General features: G+C 40.7%; 28 protein-coding genes. 8 read left to right on the forward strand and 20 right to left on the reverse strand.

What is annotated here, in order from left to right:
• Positions 1-9: 9 nt before the first annotated feature.
• From VB693_RS20490 to VB693_RS20530, 9 genes are all read right to left on the reverse strand, one after another.
• Complete coding sequence (locus VB693_RS20490; RefSeq protein WP_323267861.1) at positions 10-219, reverse strand: DUF2997 domain-containing protein; 210 nt, start codon at positions 217-219, stop codon at positions 10-12.
• A gap of 2 nt (positions 220-221) precedes the next feature.
• Positions 222-671, reverse strand: a complete 450-nt coding sequence (locus tag VB693_RS20495; protein WP_323267862.1) for a DUF1257 domain-containing protein — start codon at positions 669-671, stop codon at positions 222-224.
• 1 nt (position 672) lies between these two features.
• Positions 673-918, reverse strand: a complete 246-nt coding sequence (locus VB693_RS20500) for a hypothetical protein (RefSeq protein ID WP_323267863.1) — start codon at positions 916-918, stop codon at positions 673-675.
• A 260-nt stretch (positions 919-1,178) separates the two neighbouring features.
• Positions 1,179-2,240 (reverse strand): hypothetical protein, encoded by a 1,062-nt coding sequence (locus tag VB693_RS20505; RefSeq protein ID WP_323267864.1) that lies wholly within the window; start codon positions 2,238-2,240, stop codon positions 1,179-1,181.
• A gap of 177 nt (positions 2,241-2,417) precedes the next feature.
• Positions 2,418-2,606: a hypothetical protein gene (locus VB693_RS20510; RefSeq protein ID WP_323267865.1), complete on the reverse strand. Its 189-nt coding sequence runs from the start codon at positions 2,604-2,606 to the stop codon at positions 2,418-2,420.
• Positions 2,603-2,773, reverse strand: a complete 171-nt coding sequence (locus VB693_RS20515) for a hypothetical protein (protein WP_323267866.1) — start codon at positions 2,771-2,773, stop codon at positions 2,603-2,605. The genes VB693_RS20510 and VB693_RS20515 overlap by 4 nt, the downstream gene beginning before the upstream one ends.
• A 678-nt stretch (positions 2,774-3,451) precedes the next feature.
• Positions 3,452-3,664 carry a hypothetical protein gene (locus tag VB693_RS20520; protein WP_323267867.1) on the reverse strand — a complete coding sequence of 71 codons (213 nt, stop codon included), beginning with the start codon at positions 3,662-3,664 and terminating at the stop codon, positions 3,452-3,454.
• Between the two features lie 70 nt (positions 3,665-3,734).
• Positions 3,735-4,619, reverse strand: coding sequence for a hypothetical protein (locus VB693_RS20525; RefSeq protein WP_323267868.1), 885 nt, complete (start codon positions 4,617-4,619; stop codon positions 3,735-3,737).
• A gap of 27 nt (positions 4,620-4,646) precedes the next feature.
• Complete coding sequence (locus VB693_RS20530) at positions 4,647-5,063, reverse strand: hypothetical protein (protein WP_323267869.1); 417 nt, start codon at positions 5,061-5,063, stop codon at positions 4,647-4,649.
• A gap of 183 nt (positions 5,064-5,246) precedes the next feature.
• On the opposite strand from VB693_RS20530, the gene VB693_RS20535 reads away from it, so the two are divergent.
• Positions 5,247-6,452, forward strand: a complete 1,206-nt coding sequence (locus tag VB693_RS20535; protein WP_323267870.1) for a glutathione S-transferase family protein — start codon at positions 5,247-5,249, stop codon at positions 6,450-6,452.
• A 349-nt stretch (positions 6,453-6,801) separates the two neighbouring features.
• Here the strand turns inward: VB693_RS20535 and VB693_RS20540 are convergent, their stop codons facing one another.
• Positions 6,802-8,322 (reverse strand): FAD-dependent oxidoreductase, encoded by a 1,521-nt coding sequence (locus VB693_RS20540; RefSeq protein ID WP_323267871.1) that lies wholly within the window; start codon positions 8,320-8,322, stop codon positions 6,802-6,804.
• 331 nt (positions 8,323-8,653) lie between these two features.
• Between VB693_RS20540 and VB693_RS20545 the strand changes: the two genes are divergently transcribed.
• On the forward strand, positions 8,654-9,265 hold the full coding sequence (locus VB693_RS20545; protein ID WP_323267872.1) for a DNA-3-methyladenine glycosylase: 612 nt from the start codon (positions 8,654-8,656) through the stop codon (positions 9,263-9,265).
• Positions 9,266-9,351: 86 nt separating this feature from the next.
• On the opposite strand, the gene VB693_RS20550 is transcribed toward VB693_RS20545, so the two are convergent.
• Positions 9,352-9,522 carry a hypothetical protein gene (locus VB693_RS20550; protein ID WP_323267873.1) on the reverse strand — a complete coding sequence of 57 codons (171 nt, stop codon included), beginning with the start codon at positions 9,520-9,522 and terminating at the stop codon, positions 9,352-9,354.
• Positions 9,523-9,654: 132 nt separating this feature from the next.
• Here VB693_RS20550 and VB693_RS20555 point away from each other — a divergent pair, with 132 nt between their 5' ends.
• Both VB693_RS20555 and VB693_RS20560 read left to right on the forward strand, forming a co-directional pair.
• A complete protein-coding gene (locus VB693_RS20555; protein WP_323267874.1) occupies positions 9,655-10,263 on the forward strand; it encodes a DUF4360 domain-containing protein in 609 nt (202 codons plus the stop codon).
• A 9-nt stretch (positions 10,264-10,272) separates the two neighbouring features.
• A complete protein-coding gene (locus tag VB693_RS20560; RefSeq protein ID WP_323267875.1) occupies positions 10,273-10,683 on the forward strand; it encodes a hypothetical protein in 411 nt (136 codons plus the stop codon).
• Positions 10,684-10,695: 12 nt separating this feature from the next.
• Here VB693_RS20560 and VB693_RS20565 read toward each other — a convergent pair whose 3' ends face one another.
• Positions 10,696-11,052 carry a hypothetical protein gene (locus VB693_RS20565; RefSeq protein WP_323267876.1) on the reverse strand — a complete coding sequence of 119 codons (357 nt, stop codon included), beginning with the start codon at positions 11,050-11,052 and terminating at the stop codon, positions 10,696-10,698.
• A gap of 230 nt (positions 11,053-11,282) precedes the next feature.
• Between VB693_RS20565 and VB693_RS20570 the strand changes: the two genes are divergently transcribed.
• Together VB693_RS20570 and VB693_RS20575 are read left to right on the forward strand one after the other, a co-directional pair.
• Positions 11,283-11,795, forward strand: a complete 513-nt coding sequence (locus VB693_RS20570) for a hypothetical protein (RefSeq protein WP_323267877.1) — start codon at positions 11,283-11,285, stop codon at positions 11,793-11,795.
• A 5-nt stretch (positions 11,796-11,800) separates the two neighbouring features.
• Positions 11,801-11,995, forward strand: a complete 195-nt coding sequence (locus tag VB693_RS20575) for a hypothetical protein (protein ID WP_323267878.1) — start codon at positions 11,801-11,803, stop codon at positions 11,993-11,995.
• 45 nt (positions 11,996-12,040) lie between these two features.
• Here VB693_RS20575 and VB693_RS20580 read toward each other — a convergent pair whose 3' ends face one another.
• Together VB693_RS20580 and VB693_RS20585 are read right to left on the reverse strand one after the other, a co-directional pair.
• A complete protein-coding gene (locus VB693_RS20580) occupies positions 12,041-12,226 on the reverse strand; it encodes a thermonuclease family protein (protein WP_323267879.1) in 186 nt (61 codons plus the stop codon).
• Positions 12,193-14,052 (reverse strand): hypothetical protein, encoded by a 1,860-nt coding sequence (locus tag VB693_RS20585; protein ID WP_323267880.1) that lies wholly within the window; start codon positions 14,050-14,052, stop codon positions 12,193-12,195. The genes VB693_RS20580 and VB693_RS20585 overlap by 34 nt, the downstream gene beginning before the upstream one ends.
• Positions 14,053-14,527: 475 nt before the next feature.
• Between VB693_RS20585 and VB693_RS20590 the strand changes: the two genes are divergently transcribed.
• Together VB693_RS20590 and VB693_RS20595 are read left to right on the forward strand one after the other, a co-directional pair.
• A complete protein-coding gene (locus tag VB693_RS20590; protein WP_323267881.1) occupies positions 14,528-14,740 on the forward strand; it encodes a hypothetical protein in 213 nt (70 codons plus the stop codon).
• Between the two features lie 75 nt (positions 14,741-14,815).
• Positions 14,816-15,991, forward strand: coding sequence for a hypothetical protein (locus VB693_RS20595; RefSeq protein ID WP_323267882.1), 1,176 nt, complete (start codon positions 14,816-14,818; stop codon positions 15,989-15,991).
• 132 nt (positions 15,992-16,123) lie between these two features.
• Here the strand turns inward: VB693_RS20595 and VB693_RS20600 are convergent, their stop codons facing one another.
• The 6 genes from VB693_RS20600 to VB693_RS20625 form a co-directional block, all read right to left on the reverse strand.
• Positions 16,124-16,807 (reverse strand): thermonuclease family protein, encoded by a 684-nt coding sequence (locus tag VB693_RS20600; RefSeq protein WP_323267883.1) that lies wholly within the window; start codon positions 16,805-16,807, stop codon positions 16,124-16,126.
• A gap of 141 nt (positions 16,808-16,948) precedes the next feature.
• Positions 16,949-17,110, reverse strand: a complete 162-nt coding sequence (locus VB693_RS20605) for a CopG family transcriptional regulator (protein WP_323267884.1) — start codon at positions 17,108-17,110, stop codon at positions 16,949-16,951.
• A gap of 15 nt (positions 17,111-17,125) precedes the next feature.
• A complete protein-coding gene (locus VB693_RS20610; RefSeq protein WP_323267885.1) occupies positions 17,126-17,725 on the reverse strand; it encodes a hypothetical protein in 600 nt (199 codons plus the stop codon).
• A gap of 81 nt (positions 17,726-17,806) precedes the next feature.
• Complete coding sequence (locus VB693_RS20615; RefSeq protein WP_323267886.1) at positions 17,807-18,520, reverse strand: nuclease-related domain-containing protein; 714 nt, start codon at positions 18,518-18,520, stop codon at positions 17,807-17,809.
• Positions 18,521-18,664: 144 nt separating this feature from the next.
• Positions 18,665-19,054, reverse strand: coding sequence for a hypothetical protein (locus VB693_RS20620; protein ID WP_323267887.1), 390 nt, complete (start codon positions 19,052-19,054; stop codon positions 18,665-18,667).
• A gap of 496 nt (positions 19,055-19,550) precedes the next feature.
• Positions 19,551-19,688: a hypothetical protein gene (locus tag VB693_RS20625; protein WP_323267888.1), complete on the reverse strand. Its 138-nt coding sequence runs from the start codon at positions 19,686-19,688 to the stop codon at positions 19,551-19,553.
• Positions 19,689-20,202 lie beyond the last annotated feature (514 nt).

Here is a 20,202-nt window from a genome sequence, read left to right on the forward strand (position 1 = left end):
CCGTTAGTTTTATTGCCGTAGCCGTGTTTGGTGATTAGAATTAGTCCGAAGCTGCTGGGTTTGAGCTTCCGGCTTAAATTCTCGTTCGCCTTCCACAACTCCCAATGCTTCTTCAAACGGCTGGGTCGCTTCCAGGCAAGAAAGCCCTTCAAATCCCTCGGCTTCTACTCGCACTTGACCAGTTTTGCTGTCAAAATGTATCAGTATTGAGCGTTCCATTTTTATCTCCGTGCGAATTGTTTAACTTCCTGATGCCCTGCAAAAGTCAATCGCATAGTTTGCACTGACCCATTGGTGGTTTCTTCTATGGAACATTCGCCAAACTTTTCACGTAATTCTTCAGTTTTGGCTAAAACCATCCGTCGCCCGTAAGTCTGCATTAACTTGTGGCTGAAGAAATTTTCACCAAGCCGGGGAGATGTTTCATATTCGTCATGAATCACGTCATACACACCAGATGTAGAGTTCCACCGAAAACCAATGTCTGCACGGGCGTTGATTGTGCGACTACTGACGATGATTTCCGCACTCTGCCCTTCCTCATCTCCGTAGTACGCCCTGAGTGGCTGTGCTGTTTCGTGGACTTGGGGTTGGAGTTTTAGATCCTCCAGTGCCAGGACTAAGCACTTACCGTTGGTTAATTTGGTTTTGACTGTTGAAAAATGCGACATATTATCTCCTAACTGCTTGAGTAACTAATGAAACACGAACAGTAGTCACCGAATCTTTCATTACGGTTTCCACTACTTCACCGCCTAATTGCATAGCAAGTTTCGGAAGATACAAGTTGATGTACTCTTGTTGCAGCTTGGGCAAGAAATTTGCACCAAGTCCTTGTCCTGCTTTTGCTATTCCTGCGCCTTGGTCATATTCGCTGATTAAGCACTCGTACTCAGTCCCATTCCAGAAAAAGCCCAAGTCATTGCTGAGGCTGGAGATTTGGTTTCGGGGTACAACGATGTGAGCTACCTGTTCTCTCTTGTCCCCATGCCATCCTTATAGATTCACCGGCTTGTCGTGAAACATGGGAAAGAAACCGAATCTCTGCAATGCTTCGACCAGACAGGATTGGTCTTTAAATTTGACTGCAATTTTGGAAAAATGTGACATGATGAAACCTGAAATACTAGCTTTGGTGCAATGCTCATGAGTAAGACTCACAAGCACTGCACTTTTTGTCAACGGAACTTGAGCGACTTAACAGTGGCTTGAGTTAACCCAACATCGTTGCTTGCTAACTGTTGCAGATTGCGCTGCTCGTCTACGAGTTTGGAGTAAATGGAATCAATCTTCTGCTGCAACTGAGTGCGCCCATCCACACCCAAATTCTTTAGAGCGATCGCTGGGTCATTAACGATGGAATCCAGATGCTCCATCATTTCTTGCAGACTACCGCCAGCTTCAGGACTAGCATTCGCCAGCAGCACTCGCACTTTCTGAAGATGTTTCTCCATCTTCTTCTTAAACAAAACTGGCTTGCGTCCCGGTTGCCAGTCAGCCAACTCTTCCAACAACTGTGCGGCTAGTTGTTCACCACCGGCTACTGCTGCTTCCTTGAGTCGTTGTTCTAGATTTTGGTCGTATTGGTGAATGAACTGGGTGATTTGTTGCAAGCATCTAGCCTGCTCAGAGTTGAGTTGTTCAGACAACGCTGGGATAATCACCGGACGACCGATGACTACTTGCAAATAGTCTTCTAACTCAGGCAAAGTCGGGAATGCCTTGATCAGATTCGCCTTCACTTCTTCTTGCTTATTTTGGGGTAGTTCCCATACATTCAGCGAGATGAAGCTTTTGATACGCTCTTGATAATCAGCCAAGCCTTGCGCGTAATCGTCCTTCAGTCCAGCCCGTAAAGTTGGTGCGATCGCATCTCTAATATTGATCAACTGACTCCAAACCAGAGGTGCAAGGTCAATCGGACAAATCCAATCACCGTTGTCGCTGGTCATCCACTCCTGAACTGAGGCTATTTCTTGCCTCAACTGGCTAGCAGCTTCATCCAAAGCTTTAAATACTTTGATTCCTCGCAAACCTACTTCGGAAGACTTCACCTTCAGCAAGTCTGATTCTTCGCCTTCAGCATTCAATACATCCGTCCAGCGAGGCGAATTGCTTTTCGTGGTTTTCTTCAGCTTAATTGTTAACCGAATCCGAGTTTTATTTAATTTTGAAAAGTTGTATTGTTCGACTACTGCATCTTGTAAAAATGCTTGACTGTTAGCAATTGCTTGTACCATTATTCAGTACCTCACTATTTTCACTTTTTTTTAGCGAAGCTATTCCAAGTTTCGTAAGGAGTAAGGAGTCAGAATACAGGATTCAGAATAATTCAAATTCTCATATTTGATGAGTACGCTAATATTCCTAAACCATGATTAATTCTGACTTCTGACTTCTGACTTCTTACCAAGTTTCTACAAAACAATCCAATAAATCCCTTCTTTACGAACCATTCGAGATTGATTGTTGATTGTTGCTGTTCCTAACTGTTGACTATTTTTGAGTTGCTGAATATTTTTGATTGTTCGGTAGACTATCTTGTGGGAAGTACCTCTTTGCCATTTGATAGGATATTTCACCACTGGAGGTTTAGGTTTACTCATTTTTTCGTCTCTACTTCCAAATAAAATCCTGTCCCTGTGTTAATAATTTCGGCAAAATTTTGACTTACTAAACTTGGAATCACATAATGGCTGAAGGTAAGTCTAGATAACTTAACTCGTCCACCCATGTTCTTTAAAAACCTCAAACAAGCATGGGTATCATTCATAAAAGTTTTCATTTTTTTCTCCAAAATTTTAAGTTTTCTACTGCATCCCAATTGCAGTAAGTCACTCGAAATAATGCTGTATCAATTAGGAATTTTGTTGATATTCCGGTTAACAAAACTCCTAATATCAAACCAATTAGAAACTTGTTCATGGAAATTTGCTCCAATAACTCACACAAGTTCCGCGTAGCGATTGCTTACTCCACAATTGTCAGCGATGGAGCTTTACGTTTGAGATTACCGTTACCGTCATCTCCATTTGTAGCGATTGTTGAAAATTGGGAGCATTCTGATGTCTTACAAAGAAATTGCCAATGGTTGATTTGTTGCCTTATCCGATGTTCCACCAAAACAATTTGATTTTTGTACTTTGGGTCTTTTCCACTGATTAAATATGCATCACCCAAAGTGTAAAACCCAGTCGCAACATAATACCTTTTATCAATACTCAGTAGAGCATTCCAGGCTTCTTGTAACAAAATTTAGGGGTTTAAGTCCCCGGCTTCTATCAAGCCGCAAGTGTTGTGGCTCTTTCTAAATCCCCGTTACAACACGGAAAAAGCGAATTGCGAATTGCGTTAGCGGAGCGGGGCGGGAGCATCGTTGCGAATTGATTTTATCCCCAACCCCGTGGAATTGTGATTGTTACTTGCATGGTAGTTTTCCTGTCAAGTAGTCTTAATTTTCTAGAACATCTAAAGCTTGAGCTAATGCCTGAATGACATCAGCAAGTGTTAATTCGCTACCATTTTCATTTATGAATTTGAAAACCTGGGGGTTTTCCTCTTTGAAATCTATCAGCGCACTCCAGATGTTTTCTAGTTGTTCATGCACTGCTTCTAACTTTTGATTATCGGTAGCCAAGGCTTTCTCTAATGTCTGTTCGCACATGATGTTTACCTCATATAAAAAGCGGTCTGCTGTTAACAAACCGCTTGCATTTTTGATGTGTTGTGGTGGTTTAATGCGAAAATCTGGCTAACAGTTCTTCACGCGATAATTGCAGACACATGGGCGTAAATTCTTCTGCCGATAACTGTAATAAACTATCGACTACTTTTGATAGTTCCTCATCCACTTCCCCAAATCGAAATCTCAACAAATTTTCTACTACTTGGCGTTGTCCTTGTTGTACTCCCTCTTGTACAGCAGCAGTCCTGGCTTCTTCGTATGCTTGAGTTAAATTCATGATCAACTCCTGGTCATCTTGGGTTAATTCTGTTTGTGTCATCACACTGATACGCCATCTGTAAACTATTTCTAAAACGTTCTTACGTAGTCGGCTTTCTCTTGGCAGTGCTACCAGTTCGCTTACCGCTTGTCTTTGAACTGCCCCACGTCCCAAAAGTCTGAACCAGAGAGTTTCTTCTGTTACTGGTAGCTCGTTAACAACTACTATCGCTCCCCTGAAACAGTTTTGAAAAAAGTACAATCCACTTGGCCAATTATCTGAGTCTAGTTTAACCTCTAAATCCGCCAACAGAGTTTTTGAAAGGCTGGGTGATATAATCCACAGTCTCGCTAAACTGTCTTCTGGAATAGTTGTGTCTTCTCTGTTGGCTTTGCGCTGCGCGTCTGCAATCACTGTGAACAATTTTAGGAAACAGTTCCTTACCTCTGTTCTACTCGGTTGATTGCTAAATGGTTCTAGCAATGCCGTATTCATTAAAGCGATTCTGCCTAACAATCCTAAATTCGTGGCTTGGGCTTGGGGTGCAGGTGAAAATAATACATCTACAAATCTGGCTGCGTCTGCTACTTCTTTGTTGACTTTCACTTCCCCTAACGGAGCAAGCAACTCCTCTAAAAACTGCTTTGCAAATTTGTCGTGCGGTTGTTGAGTCATTTTCAATCGGCGAATCTCTTGTCTATACTAAGCTGCAATCCCTTCCTCCAATTCCTGCGGCTGCCTTCTGACAATCCCCGCTACGCGCATAAAATCCTCCAACCCCACAGCAGCCTCCAATGCTTCACCATATTTGATTCGATCTACTGCATTCGACCAGTGCGTTGAATGCTCAAACAGCAATCCCAGCATTGAAATTCTCTTGTAGCATCGCCATGTCTTCGGCATTCCTCCAACCAACACCAGCCTATATCCCGAAATCTGCAATACCTCTTCTGTTGAGGACAAGAGAATTGCACTCGATTTGTCTATCCAAGTTTGTGTCATGATTGATACAAAGATTTTTGAAGTGGGGCGATCGCTTCTCTTGATGGAAGTTTTCAAAGAGGAAACGCAATTGATTGCTACTTGACCGTAATTTTCTTTTGAGGAAGTGGAAGCCAAGATTTTGGACTGTGACCAGGAAAAGGTTTGCCAAACCCTAGAACCAGAGATACCCCAAATCTCCCACTTAGTTAATGAACAAAGGTTAGTTGGGGATATTAGCTGATTTTGTTAAATTCAGTGTAATTGAAAATATTGTAGAGTCAAGAAAAGTCCTAAGTATTGCCCTACGCAACTTACACTATGACAATCGCACCCTTAAGCTGGCAAGAACTAGAAACCCTCACGGATTATCAAATAGATCCCGTTAATGGTCTCACCAACGCTAAAGCCCGGTTGCGCTTGTTTGGTCAGCCCGAATCGGATGTACGGGTAACGCTGTACCGTGATAACCACGCCTGGTGTCCTTACTGTCAAAAAGTTTGGTTATGGCTAGAGGAAAAACAGATTCCCTACCGCATCGAAAAAGTGACAATGTTCTGCTATGGGGAGAAAGAAAGTTGGTACAAACGTAAAGTACCATCAGGAATGCTCCCCGCGATTGAGCTAGATGGACGGATTATTAAGGAAAGTGATGACATTTTGATCGCTTTGGAAAAGGTTTTTGAGCCATTGAGCCAAGGTATGGAAGACCGCAGGGTGCTTCCTCTACGTCAATTAGAACGACTTTTATTTAGAGCCTGGTGCGCTTGGCTGTGCTATCCAACAATTTCTTCTCAACAAGAAAAACGCAACCGAGAACAATTTATCGGAGTGGTGGCTAAGGTCGAAGAAGCTCTGGGTCGCACCCCAAGCCCTTATTTTCTAGATAGCTTCGGCATCGTTGATGTCATTTTTACGCCTTATGTAGAACGAATGAATGCCAGCCTTTTCTACTACAAGGGCTACTCACTGCGGGAGGAAAACCCTCGCTTGAGCGCATGGTTTGCGGCAATGGAAAGCCGACCGACCTACTGCGGCACTCAGAGTGACTTTCATACCCACGTACATGATTTGCCGCCCCAGATGGGGGGCTGTTGGGAAAACGGCGAAACCCAGATGCTTCTCAATAAAGCGCGAGTAGATAACGGCCCCTGGTTTGGGCTACCAGATGTTACTTATCCAGAACCCGAAAACTCCCGCATGGAAGCTCTTCAACGAACTATCGAACACCGCATCAATATTATCCGAGTCAACCCCTTAGATGATAAATTGTTTGATCAAGCCCTACGTTGTGCTTTAACACATATGATGACAGGTCAAGACTGTGTACCTCCATCTGGATCTGATGCAGCTCTAAGATATTTACGCGATCGCATTAATGTACCTAGAGATATGTCTATCTATGCAGCCAAGCGATTGAGGACATCCCTGGAGAAAACCGCAGCTCTTGCAGGTGATGGGCAACCAGACCCTATTCCCACTAAGCATCGACGAGATCAAGACCCGTCTAACTTTGTCAGAAAGTAAAAAGTCAAAAATCAAAAGTCCTATATCTTAAGGCTTTGAACGATTGAGAATGGTCTGTTTATTTACGCCTTGCGGTACTAGGGGGTTGAATTTGTGATTTATAGTACAGGAACAAGGAGAAAAAATGGAAACCTTAGAAAGTTATAAAAACTGAATCTAATTGAGAATGGTAAAAATTGGCATAATGCTATAGTTCTTGCTGAAACTGATATTTAAAATTCACTTACTTAACCTGAGTTCGGGTGGAACGTGATTTTGTGAGGTGCTGAAACCTTGGACGTATATAGCTATGAAAAATCAATAGTTTTGAGGATTTCTTATCCCGAACTTAGGTTAACGCCACAAAAAATCAAATATCTGCAAGAGCCTTAATAGCTGGCCCGTTAATAACTTTACCTTGGGCATCAAAACGAGAACCGTGACAGGGACAATCCCATGTTTGCTCTGAAGAATTCCAACTCACAATACAATTGAGATGGGTACAAACTGCGGAATGTTGGTGTAGTGTACCACTTTCATCACGATAGGCAGCGATTTTAGTTAAACCATTCCTCACCACTGCGGCTGTCCCTGGGGCAATTTTTTCTACGGAATCTACTTCTCCTGGTGTTACCCAATCTAAATATTGAGAAGCAACGTTGATATTTTCCGATATAAAATCACCAACTGCACCGACTCTAGCCCGTGATGGATCGTAAACTTCTGCCCATCTGTTTTTGATCCCCAAAATCATATCTGATAACAGAATGCCGGCGATTGTACCGTGGGTCATCCCTAAACCAGAATCACCTGTAGTGATATAGATATTGTCTGCATCGAAAGGATTTTTACCTATATAAGCAATCCCATCATCAGCATTCATGACCTGACCTGACCAATGAAATAAAATTTCTGCCGCCATTGGGAAGCGTTCTTGTGTCCATTTTTGGAGATTGGCATAACGTGCATCAGCATCATTAGCTTGGCCTGTTTTATGGTCTTCACCACCGACAATTAAAACATCATGTTGCTCATCTAAATTTTGCAGGCGCACATAATGATAAGGATCAAGAGTATCCCAATATAATGCTTGAGTAACAGAACCACGAGGCACTTTTGCACCAATGACAAAGGTGATATAAGCAGCCTGCTTGAAGTGCATTGTAGCCACGTTACTAATAGGAGAGTTGGTTGCTACGACTACAGCATCGGCAGTTACTACTTGACCATTGCTTGTTTCTACACGGGCTGTTGCACCACCCTCGATTTTTTCAACATGGGTATTACTATAAATTCTGCCGCCACGACGTTCTATAACTGCAACCAATCCCGTGAGATATTTGAGTGGGTCAAATTGCCCTTGTTGGGGAAAACGTAGACAGGCACCTGTATCCAAACCTTCTAGCGGTGCTTGTTTCACGAGTTCGACATTACTAAGTCCAGCACGATGTACAGCTGCTAATTCTCTCTCCATCTCATCTAAAGACTGAAGGTCAGGTGGAAAAAGATAGCCATCTAGTCGAACAAAGTCACAGTCTATATTTTCTTGCATGGCGATCGCTTCTATAGTATTAATTGCTGTAGTATGACTTTCAGCAATCAATTTGGCACGTTCTTCACCGTGCATTTGCTCTAGTTCATAGTAGCGATAACTCAAAACGTTTGATAAATGGGCTGTTGTGCGTTCTGTTTGACCTCCACCTACAGGTCCATCATCTAGCACTACTACAGATTTACCCGCACCAGATAGCATATAGGCAGTTGACATCCCTGCAATACCCGCGCCGACAATACACACATCTGCATGGGTGTTTTCTACCAGCGCAGGTTGGACTGGTACTGTTGCCGTAGTCATCCAAATAGAAATAGTTTTTCCCGAATCACTTTGCATATTTTTATTCCTAAATTCCCTACTAGGAATGCTCAAATTTTTCGCCTTTCTGCATCTACACTCGCAACTTAATACTATTTAGCTACTGCAAATTTTAGACGGTTACTCTTATTGAATTTATCTACAGTCAGATAGAATTAAAAAATCTACCTTAATCAAGATAAAATATCCGTAAATATTCCTAATATTAATTCTCTACTTGCTGATTGTGCAAAGGTAAAATGACTAAAAATATTGATTATTTTCGGTCAATTTGCCTGAAAATAATCAATATTGTCAAATGCCGCAGCGTCATTGGACTAAAGTATTGTAAGATTTGGCTGTGCAAAAAATGGATTATTCAGACGCAATTCAAACACTTAAAAATTCAGATCCAATATTGGCAACGCTAATAGAAATAGTTGGAGATTGCAAACTCTCTCAAGTGCAACATACTGGAGACTTGCTGTTTTCGCTTTCACGCTCAATCATTTACCAGCAACTATCCGGTAAGGCTGCTGCTGCTATCCACAATAGATTTTTGCTACTTTATCCTCATAGCCCTTACCCAACAGCTTCACAGATTCTCAATACTCCAGATGATGTTTTACGAGGTGCAGGTATTTCCCGTTCAAAAATTTTGTATCTCAAAGATTTAGCTCAAAAAATAGATGGATTGCCTACTCTGGAAGAATTGCAGACAATGGATGATGAAGAAATCATCAATACTTTAACACCAATCAAAGGCATCGGACGTTGGACAGTTCAGATGTTATTGATGTTTACCCTACATCGCCTAGATGTTCTACCTGTCGATGACTTAGGTATTCGTGCAGGGATTCGCAAGCTGTATGGTTTAGCAGAACTACCGAAGAAAAAAAATGTAGAAGATTTAGGACAAATGTGGAAACCCTACCGGACGATTGCTTGTTGGTATCTGTGGCGGAGTTTAGAATTGTCCTAGCTATCTTCGTGCAATAAATATACACCTAATTCAGAGTTTTAGACCCAAATTTTTGATAACTGTTTTCCAACAGTGACACAAGCTGGTTAAGTACCAACATTCTTAGTTGAGTCTACAACTTGCGGTAAGTTATACATTGAAGAAAGTTCCTGAACAGGAGGTTGCACCAACTCCTCCAAATCACTTGAATACAACCGATTGATGCGATCAGCGAAGCTGGGCGTTCCGCCATCGCCAGGGCGTAGGCTGTACGCCATCGCAGCTCACCTGCACGTTCATATTTTATAACTTGTTTGCCGTTATATCGAACTTAATATTCTTTTAATTTTCTCAATCGTTAATCAACTACCTTGCAACATTAATTCTGTATTTTCGTTAAATAGGAAATTATGAATCGTCAAAAACTTCAAAATAAATCTTTTAAATTCATGGTAGCTTTTTTAATTTCGGCTACAGTAATGATGATTTATATTGAACCAACCTTGGCTAAGGACAAAGTTAAAATTAAAGACTCAGAATATGGCGGTAACGGTTGCCCTCAAGGATCTGCTAGTGTCAGCATTAGTCCTGACGGACAAGAGTTAAGTATTTTATTCGATAAATTTGTCGCTTTAGGAAATCAAGCAACAGAATCACGCAAAAGCTGTACCTTTAGTATTCCAATTCAAGTTCCTCAAGGTTTTCAAATTTCTATCTATGATGTTGATTATCGAGGATATGTTGCACCTAAAACAATAGGAAGACTAAGAGTAGAGTATTTTTTTGCTGGTCAGCGTGGCTCTGTTTTTTCTAGAACATTTAGAGGCGAAACTGACTACAACGTTCGAGATAAATTAGTAAGTATGCGTGGTGCATGGTCAGCTTGTGGCAATAATGTAAATATGCAGTTGAATGCTGCAATGGTCGCCAGTGGTCAGGGAATAGCAACTGTTGACTCATTTGATCTTGCTTCCCGTGGTTTGGTTTATTACATCAAATATCGTCAATGTAAAAAGTAAAATAAGAAAATGAACATCAACAGATTGCAAGAACTCAAGCAAAAACTGACTTCTGAAGCAGATTTATCCAAAATCTGGTCATTTTATATGGATAATTTTGCGGATCATCTGGAATTTACTGAACTGGGTGAGCCTTCAGATAATGAATATCTATATACTGTCATCCACAAAACTTGTGAGCAAATATTTGGCAAGGCAGTAAAGATTACTGACTTTTTGCCAATCTACATTACCGAGTATGGTTTTTTTCATGCCCCTTTCCAAGCTGAACGGCGTATTGGGGGCGTGATTTATTTCGAGGATATCAAAATTGGATTAATTGCTGTATCTGCGGATTATCCTCCTACCGATGAAGTTAAGTATTCGCGTTTTTCTGAGGTACTTCAATTGCCAACACTTAATCGCAACGACCTCAATTGAAATAATCAAATTTTAGATTGTTTCGGACAATAACCCTGACATATCTAATACTCGTTCTGACCAAGCACTAGCTTGCTCAGACATATTTTTGCGTTCGCTCTCATTAGACCAGAGGCTAGTGAATTTTAATTTCCACCTAGCTAGCTGGACTTGAATATTAACCAATTCTTCGGCATATTCCGGTTCAATTTCTGAAGCTGTCCACTCAATAAAACACATGGTTTCATCTGCCACACTTTCAACTGCTTCAGGATAAGCAGTGTTACAAAAAGTTCTCAGCCTAGCTAAATTGGAAGCTATGTGTCCTAACCGATTTGATGTATTTTCACTTTGAAAACTTACTTGTTTTTTATCTAATTTCTGGTTCATTCCATGAGTGCATAACTTTAGATTGGACAATTATGCGATCGCATGACAGTAGAGCGCAAGCACATCGCATATTTCTCTTCTAACCAACAACTGATTGGAGCAGCATAAGTCCATTGCATACCGATGATTAAAAGTAGAAGGAGAAATATCATTCTTATTGACAGCCAAAATGGAGCAGGAGGTTAGAGGTAGTTTAAACTAAGGGCAGGAAAATTAGTATTTTTGAGCAGATGACAGTTAATAATGGATTAATTTTGACGCTGTTTATTCTAATTGCAACAAGCCTATCTCTTGGCTATGGGTTTGGCGTGAAAGCTCGACGTTTACCTTTTACTACAGAAATTGGGTTCACTCAGAAGCAATGGCAATTTCTGCGATGGTGGGTCAAGTTAGCCTTGGTTACTGGAGTTTTGTTACCTATTTGCTTGTTAGCTCTAGATTGGAGACAAACACCTTCATGGGTATTCTGGGGAAGTTACCTATTGGTAGTAACTGTGCAACTCATATCTGAAAGCGTTTTTAGTAAGTGGTTAGTGCCAAGTGTTGTTGTACCTATTGGTTTTTTCTACACAGCTTTTCGCTTGTGGCAACTGCTAAACGGATTCACGCAATTAACATTTTCCTATTTGACATTATTGGGCTTTGGCATTGTTGTGTTGTTCTGGTTTGCTAACTTAATCATGTTGATGGTGATGGCGATTCCAACCATCTTTATGGGTTCGCAGTCATTTTCACAATCTTAACTTTTGTGAAAAGTTTTTACTACATCACCGAAAGCCCTGTTTTACCAAAATCACCGTTCACAACCAATTCCATCTCTATCCCTGTCGAACCTATGCGGATCTGGTTGATTCACTCTAAATCTGCGGTAAGAAATATCACGGCAATCCAAATCTGGCGAGTTCGGCGGAATACAAAAATCTGGATAGGAGCGATCGCATGATTTCACTTGAGTCTGAGTAGTTGCAGGCTGAGTATTTTTCTTACCTCACCGGAAATCCCAAGGCATCACGGGCTGGGATTGATTCCAAAAGCCCAGCTTTTGACTTTTGGCATTAGCCTCAGCTTGCAGAAATTGGTCTTTGGTACTGGCACAAGCTTTGAAATACTGCCGATACGCCACATTTTGACCTCGTGGTTTTACGTCAATCCCAAATTTTTCATCGCCTTCCACAAATTAGATCGTCGCTTGTGCTGGACTTTCCATTGGGATAACAAGCTCTGATAATTCTCTGGTGCTAACTCTTTCAAGGCAGACATCCATTGTGCATTTTTCGTATAATCTGAGTTTTGGGATGCTTCTGGTAATGGTACGAAATTGTGTAAGTTTGCTTTCCAATAAGCCATTACTCTTTCCCACAAATCGGGGGGTGCATATTCTTGGAGATACATTCTCCTAGAAATATCATCCGGTGTCGATAGTTGATTAGATTGAATCACAACTTCATAAAATTTAGGTAATGGGGATTTTCCCTGGTACTTTATTTGGGTCAAATCTCTTGTTAACAAATGTATTACATTGTACTCCCTACCTAGTTGTGCCGGATCTCCAGGTAAATTCTCTAACCACTCGATAATTTGTTGCCTAAACCAAGTATGTCCTTTTTCTTCAGTCGTAATACTATCGAGTAACCAATGTAACCACCAGGTATCTACGGCTTTTGTATTTGTATAAAAATCCGAGTATCTGTAAGGTGTACCACGTTTAATTATCGATTCACGCCAATAAGTAAATAAGGCTTGCTGAGTATTTTTACTAACTGGTATCTCGGCAAAAGCTTTGAACATTCTCGACCAGTCGTAACAACATTCAAAAGCAATCTGCTGAATTTCTAGAGCATTTGCCCGTTCTATTTCTCCCAATTCTCGAACAGCTTGCTGGTAATAGCGAAGTAAAGTTTTTTGCTTTTCACCATTTCCAGGATCGTAAGAAAATCCGCCCAATGTCACAAATAGCAGCGAATTTTCTGGTGTCCAGGGATTTTTATCTTGCTTGTTTTTTAATAACGCATCCAATGTCTCTTGAATTACTATCAGACTTTCTCGATATTCCTGTTTAGTCAACAAATCCTCAATTACAGGTAAACCATTTTGCCATTGCTGGGAAATAGTAGCCCGAAGATTGCTCAAATATACCTCTGGCGTGGCAAATTGCTGCATTAATTCCATGTAGAGTATATGCCAATAAGAGTAAGTATTCTCTAGGTCATACTTCCACCCTTTACTTTCCCGATTAGCTGTCATCCCATCTAAAACTAATTTTTTTTGCACATCCGGTAAATTAGAGAAGAAATCGATTACAGCATCATCATCTAAACTGGTATCAGTAAATTTTTCTTCCCACTCCCTAATTTTTTGAGCTAATTTGAACCCATCTTGTCTTTGTGACTGCACTAACAACCATTCCCACTCCAACAAGCAGCTTGTTGTAGCTCCTTCCACATGAATACCATTAGCAATTTCCATCCAGTCGGGTATTCCATTAGATATTTCGCTTTCTGCTGACAACAAACTGGCTGCAAAACCATCATCATTACTAAAGCCATTCTCAAAAGCTATTTTTACCAATGGCTTCATCTTTTGTGCAACTGCTTCTAAATCTTCGACGAAAGTACAATCATCAAAATAAGGTTCTTCCCAGCTTACTTCTTGGACTATATATTTCCCTTCTTCCTGGGATGCTTGCCAAATAATTTGATTCCATTCTCCCCATAATTCCGACCAACTTTGAGCTAATTTCGCTAAAGAAGCTGGTTGTGCTTTGCTTATATTCTTCTGGTCTACTGTTTGCGGTGGAGCAATAATTTGATTTAAAGTCTCTTGAGTATCCCCTGGCAGTTGATCAAAGGCACTTTCTCTCTGTTCTCTGGATAAAACATTAAATAATTCATCAAATAACTGAGCGATCTCCGCTTCTGTAAGTGCTTCTAAGATGCGCGAACCAACAGGGATTTGTGATGTGACTTGACCCTGAGTTTTACTTTGGCTCTTTTTTGGCATCTTAGTAAATTTCCTTAGCACTATATCAATAGGCTATTTCAACTAGAGGTAACGTTGACGATAGCCAAACATTATTTAATAATAAGCGTTAATTTATCATTTCCGATTCTCAAAAATTCAGCAATTTATCTTCCAAAGCCGCCAAATATTCCAATTGAACTTTTCCCCATAGTCTCTAAAGAATTCTGCACAGCTTCCTCAAACCTACTGTAGTAGATCCGTGATATGAGATCAGCTACCTTGGCGATCGCAATCTGTTTTTCATGCTCTCGAATGTAGTCCTCTAGTTTTTTGCGGTACTGGTAAGGGCTAAAACCAGTCTGTCTTGTGGGTACGCCAGTCTTAAGGATTTAGTATTAGCCCATTGGAATTTTACAAATCTAAATTGTAGTTGAAACAGTGGAACTTGCAAACTAATAGGAGTTAAACAGTGATTAACACCAGTTCTTTTAGGGTAGCAGCATGGGGAAGGTGGATGCTGTCAACAGTAATTGGTTTTATCGTTGGTGGATTTGTCGGGACTGGAGCAGCATTTGTATCTGTCCTTTTAATAAGTATATTAATCCCTCTGCTACCCTTACCAGGAGCTAATACTCAAGGGGCAATCGGCTATATACTGCTAGGCTGTGCGATCGCTGGTGCTATGACTACAACTACTAAAATATGTATTTTGTTTCCAAATCTGTAACTCAATCCTGATTCTTAGTATTCATTGGCTAACTTGAGATTACAAGATTTACTGATATTTCTCAATCAATATTCTATGCTGGAACACTTTTCCCACCAAGCCTTAGTCAAATCAACTATTATCGGATGTCTGCTTTTTTCTAGTTCCCTAATTCCCTTACAATCTATCGTTGCTAATCCGCAAATTTTGACTACACCACAAGCAAAGACGATCACTCAACAAGTGCTTCAAGATGCGATCGCCAAAGATAAACTTGATAATACTGCAAAAGTCGTTCAAGTTGCTCGAATTGGTAAGGACGATACCTGGATGTACAATCCTGTACCTTACTGGAAAATTGCGATCGCCGATCAGCACCAAAATTTAGTTTATTTCACCACTGATAATGGTAACTTTAGAGTCTTAATGCAAAGGAACGGGCAGAAGACCCATTCTCTGGGAAAACCTGCCCAAGAAATTCCACCACCACAAATGATCTCAAAAGCAATTCGCTTGGCGCGAGAATGGGGCTATCCTGGACAACCATTATTAAAAAATATTTCATCTGAAAAGACAACTTGGGCAAGCGGTTGTGAAAATATTTCCTTCCCCTATCCCTGCGATCCTGTTGTTCGTCAAGGCTGGAAAATTACCATTCCCCACCAACGCCAGCGTTGGGTGTTTCAAGGTGAAACAGCCGATGATTTACAATTGATTACACGTAGTAATCCTGTTATGGAACGCGGCTTACCGATTTCGTTAACCAACGAAATCAAGCGCATCGCCAGTAAACACTTGCAAATTTTACCCTCAGTTGTTTTGATTACTAAAATCGAGCCTCAAACTTTTACTGATAGCTGTTTAGGATTAGGGAATTTGGCCCAATCCTGCGCTCAACAAAGAATTCGGGGCTATAGGGTGACGGTAGAAGGAAAGTCTCAAGCACAGCAAATATATCGCATTAGCAGTGATAAAGTTTATCTTCGTACCGAAGCGATCGCTGGACTTCCCACCCGCACTGATGAGCTACCAACTGCGATCGCTCGTACAATATTCAACGCTGCCCAATCAGACTTGAAAAAACCCATTACCAATCTCAGCATTACCCAAGTTTCACCAAGATTCAATTGTTTCCGCAGTCCTACGGCTGCACCCAATGAACCTTGCATCCCAACGCAGAACCTTGACGGTTGGAATATCACGGTGACAAATTTTCAGAAATTACTGACTTACACGGTTAATCTTAATGGAAATATTCTTAGCAAGCTATAAGTAGATCAGCGTAAATAATTATTGTTGGAATAAGGCAGGAAGCAGGGGGAGAAAGACTTTGAGCCTTATTTACTTTTCTTCATATAGTTTGGTTTTATTGCACCGACTTACTTAAACCTACAAATCTAATAGTTATCGTTCGCAACCAATTCCATCCCTATCTCTGTCGAACCCATGCGGATCTGGTTGATTGACTCTAAATCTGCGGTAAGGGATATCGCGGCAATCTAAATCTGGCGAGTTCGGCGGAATGCAAAAATCTGGGTAGGAGCGATCGCACTGCTGCACTTGTGTTTGCGTGGTTGCAGGCTGAGTATTTTTCTTACCTCGCCGGAAATCCCACGGCATCACGGGCTGGGATTGATTCCAAAATCCTAGCTTTTGACTTTTGGCATCAGCCTCAGACTGGAGAAATTGGTCTTTGGTGTTGGCGCATCCTTTGAGATATTGCCGATAAACTACAGCTTGTCCCTCTTGCACCATTCTCAGGTTGACAGAGCGGTTGTTCACAAATATCTCAGCTACCAGTCTTTTATATTTATCACGCTCAATTGAACGTACTTGCACAGCCTGACCAACTGGTAACAATTGCTGGAGTCGAGCTTTCGATTTTTGTCCCCAAGGGGTTTGCTTGAGTTCGGGTGCATCCACACAGCCCAGGCGGATAGTAACTGGCTGCCCCTGCTGATTGCGAACTCGTAGCGTATCACCATCACCTACGCTTACCACTTTCATGCTGGGTAAGCTGCTTTGGGCTACAGTTGGTATTCCAGAGAGCAACAAAAGGGTTGCTGCAATGATGCCTGCTTTGTTCATTGGTTTATGTAGGTTTTGCTGCTTTTTGTATCAAATATAACTTGTATTTTCCTTTCGGGCTGTGATTTGGATCAGGTTTAAGGTTTTAATCAAGGGATCAGCTACGCTCTTGCGTTACGCCATCGCTCTTGGCTCAAAATCTCAATTTGCTTTTGATTTTTCCTCAACAGTCAAAGAACGAATTAACTCACGAATAATATCTGTTGCTACTCGTCCTGTTGTTGAACAATATTTTTCTAATTTTTCTACTTCGCTTGAGGTGAGATTGATTGTTATTCGTTTAACAGCCCATTTTTTATTCACAAATTGAAACCTTATTTAAAGTTTCTGATTACCAGAGTATACTGATATTAAATGATACCTAACTAAGTAGTCAATCTGATAGATAAATGCTCCTGCAATTAACCATAAAATTCCAAATATCACTATTATTTGACGTTCAAATTGTGTATAAGTTTCAACAGGTTTTGTAAGACTCAGATGAAAGATAGGTAGAATAAAAGTGCATACTAAAGCAGCCACCAGGGTAGACAGGATAATTACGAGCCAGCCATATAACCCTTCCCACCAACTCATCAATTTTGGAACTAATCCTTGAACAATACCTATCTCTGGTGCTTGAATAGCAGAGATAAAGCGTCTAAGTAGTAAATGCAAATAATGATGCGTAAAAGAAATAATGACAATTGGAGAAAGAAGCCCTATTATTGCAAATATAGCAAGCAACTCCGGGCTACTCGCAATTTGAGCAATGTTATAGCCTAATTTAATTAAGTTCTCACTGACAAATGTAATTACTCTTAAAAATAACATCAGTACAAATGATTTAAGCCAACAGCTAGGATAAGGCAACCAAGAAGGCCAATGAGATTTGGAAGATTTTTGTTGAGTAATATCTACGGTATTTCGCTTTATCATATTTTTCAGTAAAGATTAAAATATCATGTTGCTCAAATGCTAATCTTTATATATCCAATACCCTGTTTATGAAATCACATTCTAACTACTATAATTTTGACGTTTAACAAGTTTTGGCTTAGGTATTGGTCTAGGTGTAGGGGTCGTATTCTCAGAAATCTTGTAATTAGCAACAGCGTCAGCGATCGCCTGCACTTGCGTTTCTGTTAAACATTCAGGACAGTTCACCATCGTTTGCAGCAGTGCGGGTACACCTTGGAACACTGATACAGAACAATTGTTAACTCCTAACCATTTAGCTATGGGAAACACCACAGGTGCGTAAACGAAACTTTCAGGAAGATTTGGAACTACAGAAGTTATCCATCGGCTAAACATTTTTTGATGGTAAGCACTTTGAGAAGTAGGGCTATCAGTCACTGCCACCCAATTACTGCCTTCTCGACGTTTCCATTTGTCATTGTATGCACTAAATGAACCTTTCCATGTTTTGATTTCTAATAAAAAAACACCTTTTAGCCCGATAATTAAGTGGTCTATTTCTGTTAAACCACCTGAGTTATTAGTGGAAATTAAGGCATTGTTAAACATTACCCAAGTGTCTGGGAAGCATTGCAAGATTGTCGATATGCCCCACTCTCCCATACTGCCTTTAAATTGGTTTTTGGCTTGCTTAAATTCATAAACAAATGAAGCTAAACCACCTAATGTACTGCTACCTAAAGCTTGATGAATTTCTTGATGTTTAGCAGATTTTTTAGCAATTATTTTTTCTTGGAATGCTGCTCTAAGCATTGGTGATTGTTGTAGACTTCTCATAGTAAATTGATAATTTTACAGCTTCTCTGAATTAATGAACAAGTTGCATGATTTTGTAATTTGTAACATTCAATTTAAAAATTAGAATTTAATCACTAAGGATTTTTATTGCCATGAGGTTTAAACCCAATCTAAGTCTTCTAGAGCCTGAGCAACTTGTGGGCGCAACTGCCATTGCCATTCTCGTTGAGAATTATTTTTGCTACCTTCCAAATTCTTCCAGTATCCAGAAGCTAATACCCCTGACCAGAACGGTTTACCGTTGTCTTCGCGTTCAGGTGGCAAGTAGCCTAAATGATTTGCAAGCAGTTCTCCGATCCTGGCGTATTGCAGATTTGCACCATTATAATTTTCATACCCAGCCGCTTGCGCTAACTCTGTTGCAGTAATGGTTTGTGCAGGGGCATGGTACTGAGCTTTAAGCATTAACTTATGGCCATCAGTCATTTGACTTCTGATAGCTGTGAAAGCTTGTTTGTAATCATCAACTGTAAGTAATTGATTTGACATATAATTTTGAGAAATTTTTCAGAATTTGTTAAGTAATAAAGAATAAAAAGTTTGTCTACAATCCCTTCAACTCATTTACACGCTGCCATTGCTGCTGCATAATCTTGTAATTGGTAGCATTCGGCTGACGAATTACCGTCAGTAACCCAGCCCTAAAGGGACTGAGTTTCCCGCATACCGTGAAGTCTTATGAGATTTTTCAACACAGGGTCTTGTTTTAAGTTTTCCCTTAACAGAAGTTTTTCTAACAGCTTGCTAGTGAATCGAATTTTGGCGCAAGGTTTAACACCAACACGGCTGTTATCAATCCAATAGCCAATGTCAGGCAGACTAGCAATAATCTTGGGTGGGTCAATGATTTGGGCGATCGCCTACGGTGGGGATACCGTTGGCGAATTCCCTAAACAACTAAATTAGTTTTCTTGTTTCGGTGTATTACATGGAGAAGCTTGTTATAGCTCTCCATGTAATACACTGAAAATTCGCCGTTTTTATGTTAAGCAATATTTCGCCAACGGTATCCGGTGGGACGTAAGCCCATCGCATATATCCCAGCCTGATCTTCAGATTTCCAGATCAGCACCCCATCACCAGCAGCCATGTCTTTTTCGTAGCGTGTGAAAAGCCAAGACATCTGCAAGGGAGTCGCGGATACCTTCAATGATGCGGTAATACTTTGGGTTGCCTTGAAATAGCCAGTAGGTCATTGTTTGGTAGATTTTCTCTAAGAATGGGGTGGAAGAGGCGATCGCTTATTAGAACAAAGGGATTTTCAGATTAATCAATTGGTTCTTTGGTGGAAGAAAGATAATTGGAATTAACCCAACTCTTCAAACCCTCAACTTCAGTCCCCTTGCGGGGTAATAGGCTTTGGAAACCTTAGTCGGGGAAGGCGAGAAGTTTGGAATTGCTATTGTTTCAGTCCCCTTGCGGGGTAATAGGCTTTGGAAACGCTTGTTGCTGAGATTGTGTAAGGCTTTGAAGGTTTTGTTTCAGTCCCCTTGCGGGGTAATAGGCTTTGGAAACAAAAGTTAGAATACGAAGACTTTAGTTAGAAAATACGTTTCAGTCCCCTTGCGGGGTAATAGGCTTTGGAAACTGTCTCAAACTCAGTTGGTTTTGCTTGCTGGGGTAACTGATGAGTTTCA

The organism is Anabaena sp. UHCC 0399 (assembly GCF_034931465.1).
Classification (GTDB): domain Bacteria; phylum Cyanobacteriota; class Cyanobacteriia; order Cyanobacteriales; family Nostocaceae; genus Trichormus; species Trichormus minutissimus.

Coding starts and splice junctions, on each gene's coding strand:
- VB693_RS20490 (WP_323267861.1), bottom strand. CDS start 219: ATGGAACGCTCAATACTGATACATTTTGACAGCAAAACTGGTCAAGTG.
- VB693_RS20495 (WP_323267862.1), bottom strand. CDS start 671: ATGTCGCATTTTTCAACAGTCAAAACCAAATTAACCAACGGTAAGTGC.
- VB693_RS20505 (WP_323267864.1), bottom strand. CDS start 2,240: ATGGTACAAGCAATTGCTAACAGTCAAGCATTTTTACAAGATGCAGTA.
- VB693_RS20510 (WP_323267865.1), bottom strand. CDS start 2,606: ATGAGTAAACCTAAACCTCCAGTGGTGAAATATCCTATCAAATGGCAA.
- VB693_RS20515 (WP_323267866.1), bottom strand. CDS start 2,773: ATGAATGATACCCATGCTTGTTTGAGGTTTTTAAAGAACATGGGTGGA.
- VB693_RS20520 (WP_323267867.1), bottom strand. CDS start 3,664: ATGTGCGAACAGACATTAGAGAAAGCCTTGGCTACCGATAATCAAAAG.
- VB693_RS20525 (WP_323267868.1), bottom strand. CDS start 4,619: ATGACTCAACAACCGCACGACAAATTTGCAAAGCAGTTTTTAGAGGAG.
- VB693_RS20535 (WP_323267870.1), top strand. CDS start 5,247: ATGACAATCGCACCCTTAAGCTGGCAAGAACTAGAAACCCTCACGGAT.
- VB693_RS20540 (WP_323267871.1), bottom strand. CDS start 8,322: ATGCAAAGTGATTCGGGAAAAACTATTTCTATTTGGATGACTACGGCA.
- VB693_RS20545 (WP_323267872.1), top strand. CDS start 8,654: ATGGATTATTCAGACGCAATTCAAACACTTAAAAATTCAGATCCAATA.
- VB693_RS20550 (WP_323267873.1), bottom strand. CDS start 9,522: ATGGCGTACAGCCTACGCCCTGGCGATGGCGGAACGCCCAGCTTCGCT.
- VB693_RS20555 (WP_323267874.1), top strand. CDS start 9,655: ATGAATCGTCAAAAACTTCAAAATAAATCTTTTAAATTCATGGTAGCT.
- VB693_RS20560 (WP_323267875.1), top strand. CDS start 10,273: ATGAACATCAACAGATTGCAAGAACTCAAGCAAAAACTGACTTCTGAA.
- VB693_RS20565 (WP_323267876.1), bottom strand. CDS start 11,052: ATGAACCAGAAATTAGATAAAAAACAAGTAAGTTTTCAAAGTGAAAAT.
- VB693_RS20570 (WP_323267877.1), top strand. CDS start 11,283: ATGACAGTTAATAATGGATTAATTTTGACGCTGTTTATTCTAATTGCA.
- VB693_RS20585 (WP_323267880.1), bottom strand. CDS start 14,052: ATGCCAAAAAAGAGCCAAAGTAAAACTCAGGGTCAAGTCACATCACAA.
- VB693_RS20590 (WP_323267881.1), top strand. CDS start 14,528: ATGCTGTCAACAGTAATTGGTTTTATCGTTGGTGGATTTGTCGGGACT.
- VB693_RS20595 (WP_323267882.1), top strand. CDS start 14,816: ATGCTGGAACACTTTTCCCACCAAGCCTTAGTCAAATCAACTATTATC.
- VB693_RS20600 (WP_323267883.1), bottom strand. CDS start 16,807: ATGAACAAAGCAGGCATCATTGCAGCAACCCTTTTGTTGCTCTCTGGA.
- VB693_RS20610 (WP_323267885.1), bottom strand. CDS start 17,725: ATGATAAAGCGAAATACCGTAGATATTACTCAACAAAAATCTTCCAAA.
- VB693_RS20615 (WP_323267886.1), bottom strand. CDS start 18,520: ATGCTTAGAGCAGCATTCCAAGAAAAAATAATTGCTAAAAAATCTGCT.
- VB693_RS20620 (WP_323267887.1), bottom strand. CDS start 19,054: ATGTCAAATCAATTACTTACAGTTGATGATTACAAACAAGCTTTCACA.
- VB693_RS20625 (WP_323267888.1), bottom strand. CDS start 19,688: ATGTCTTGGCTTTTCACACGCTACGAAAAAGACATGGCTGCTGGTGAT.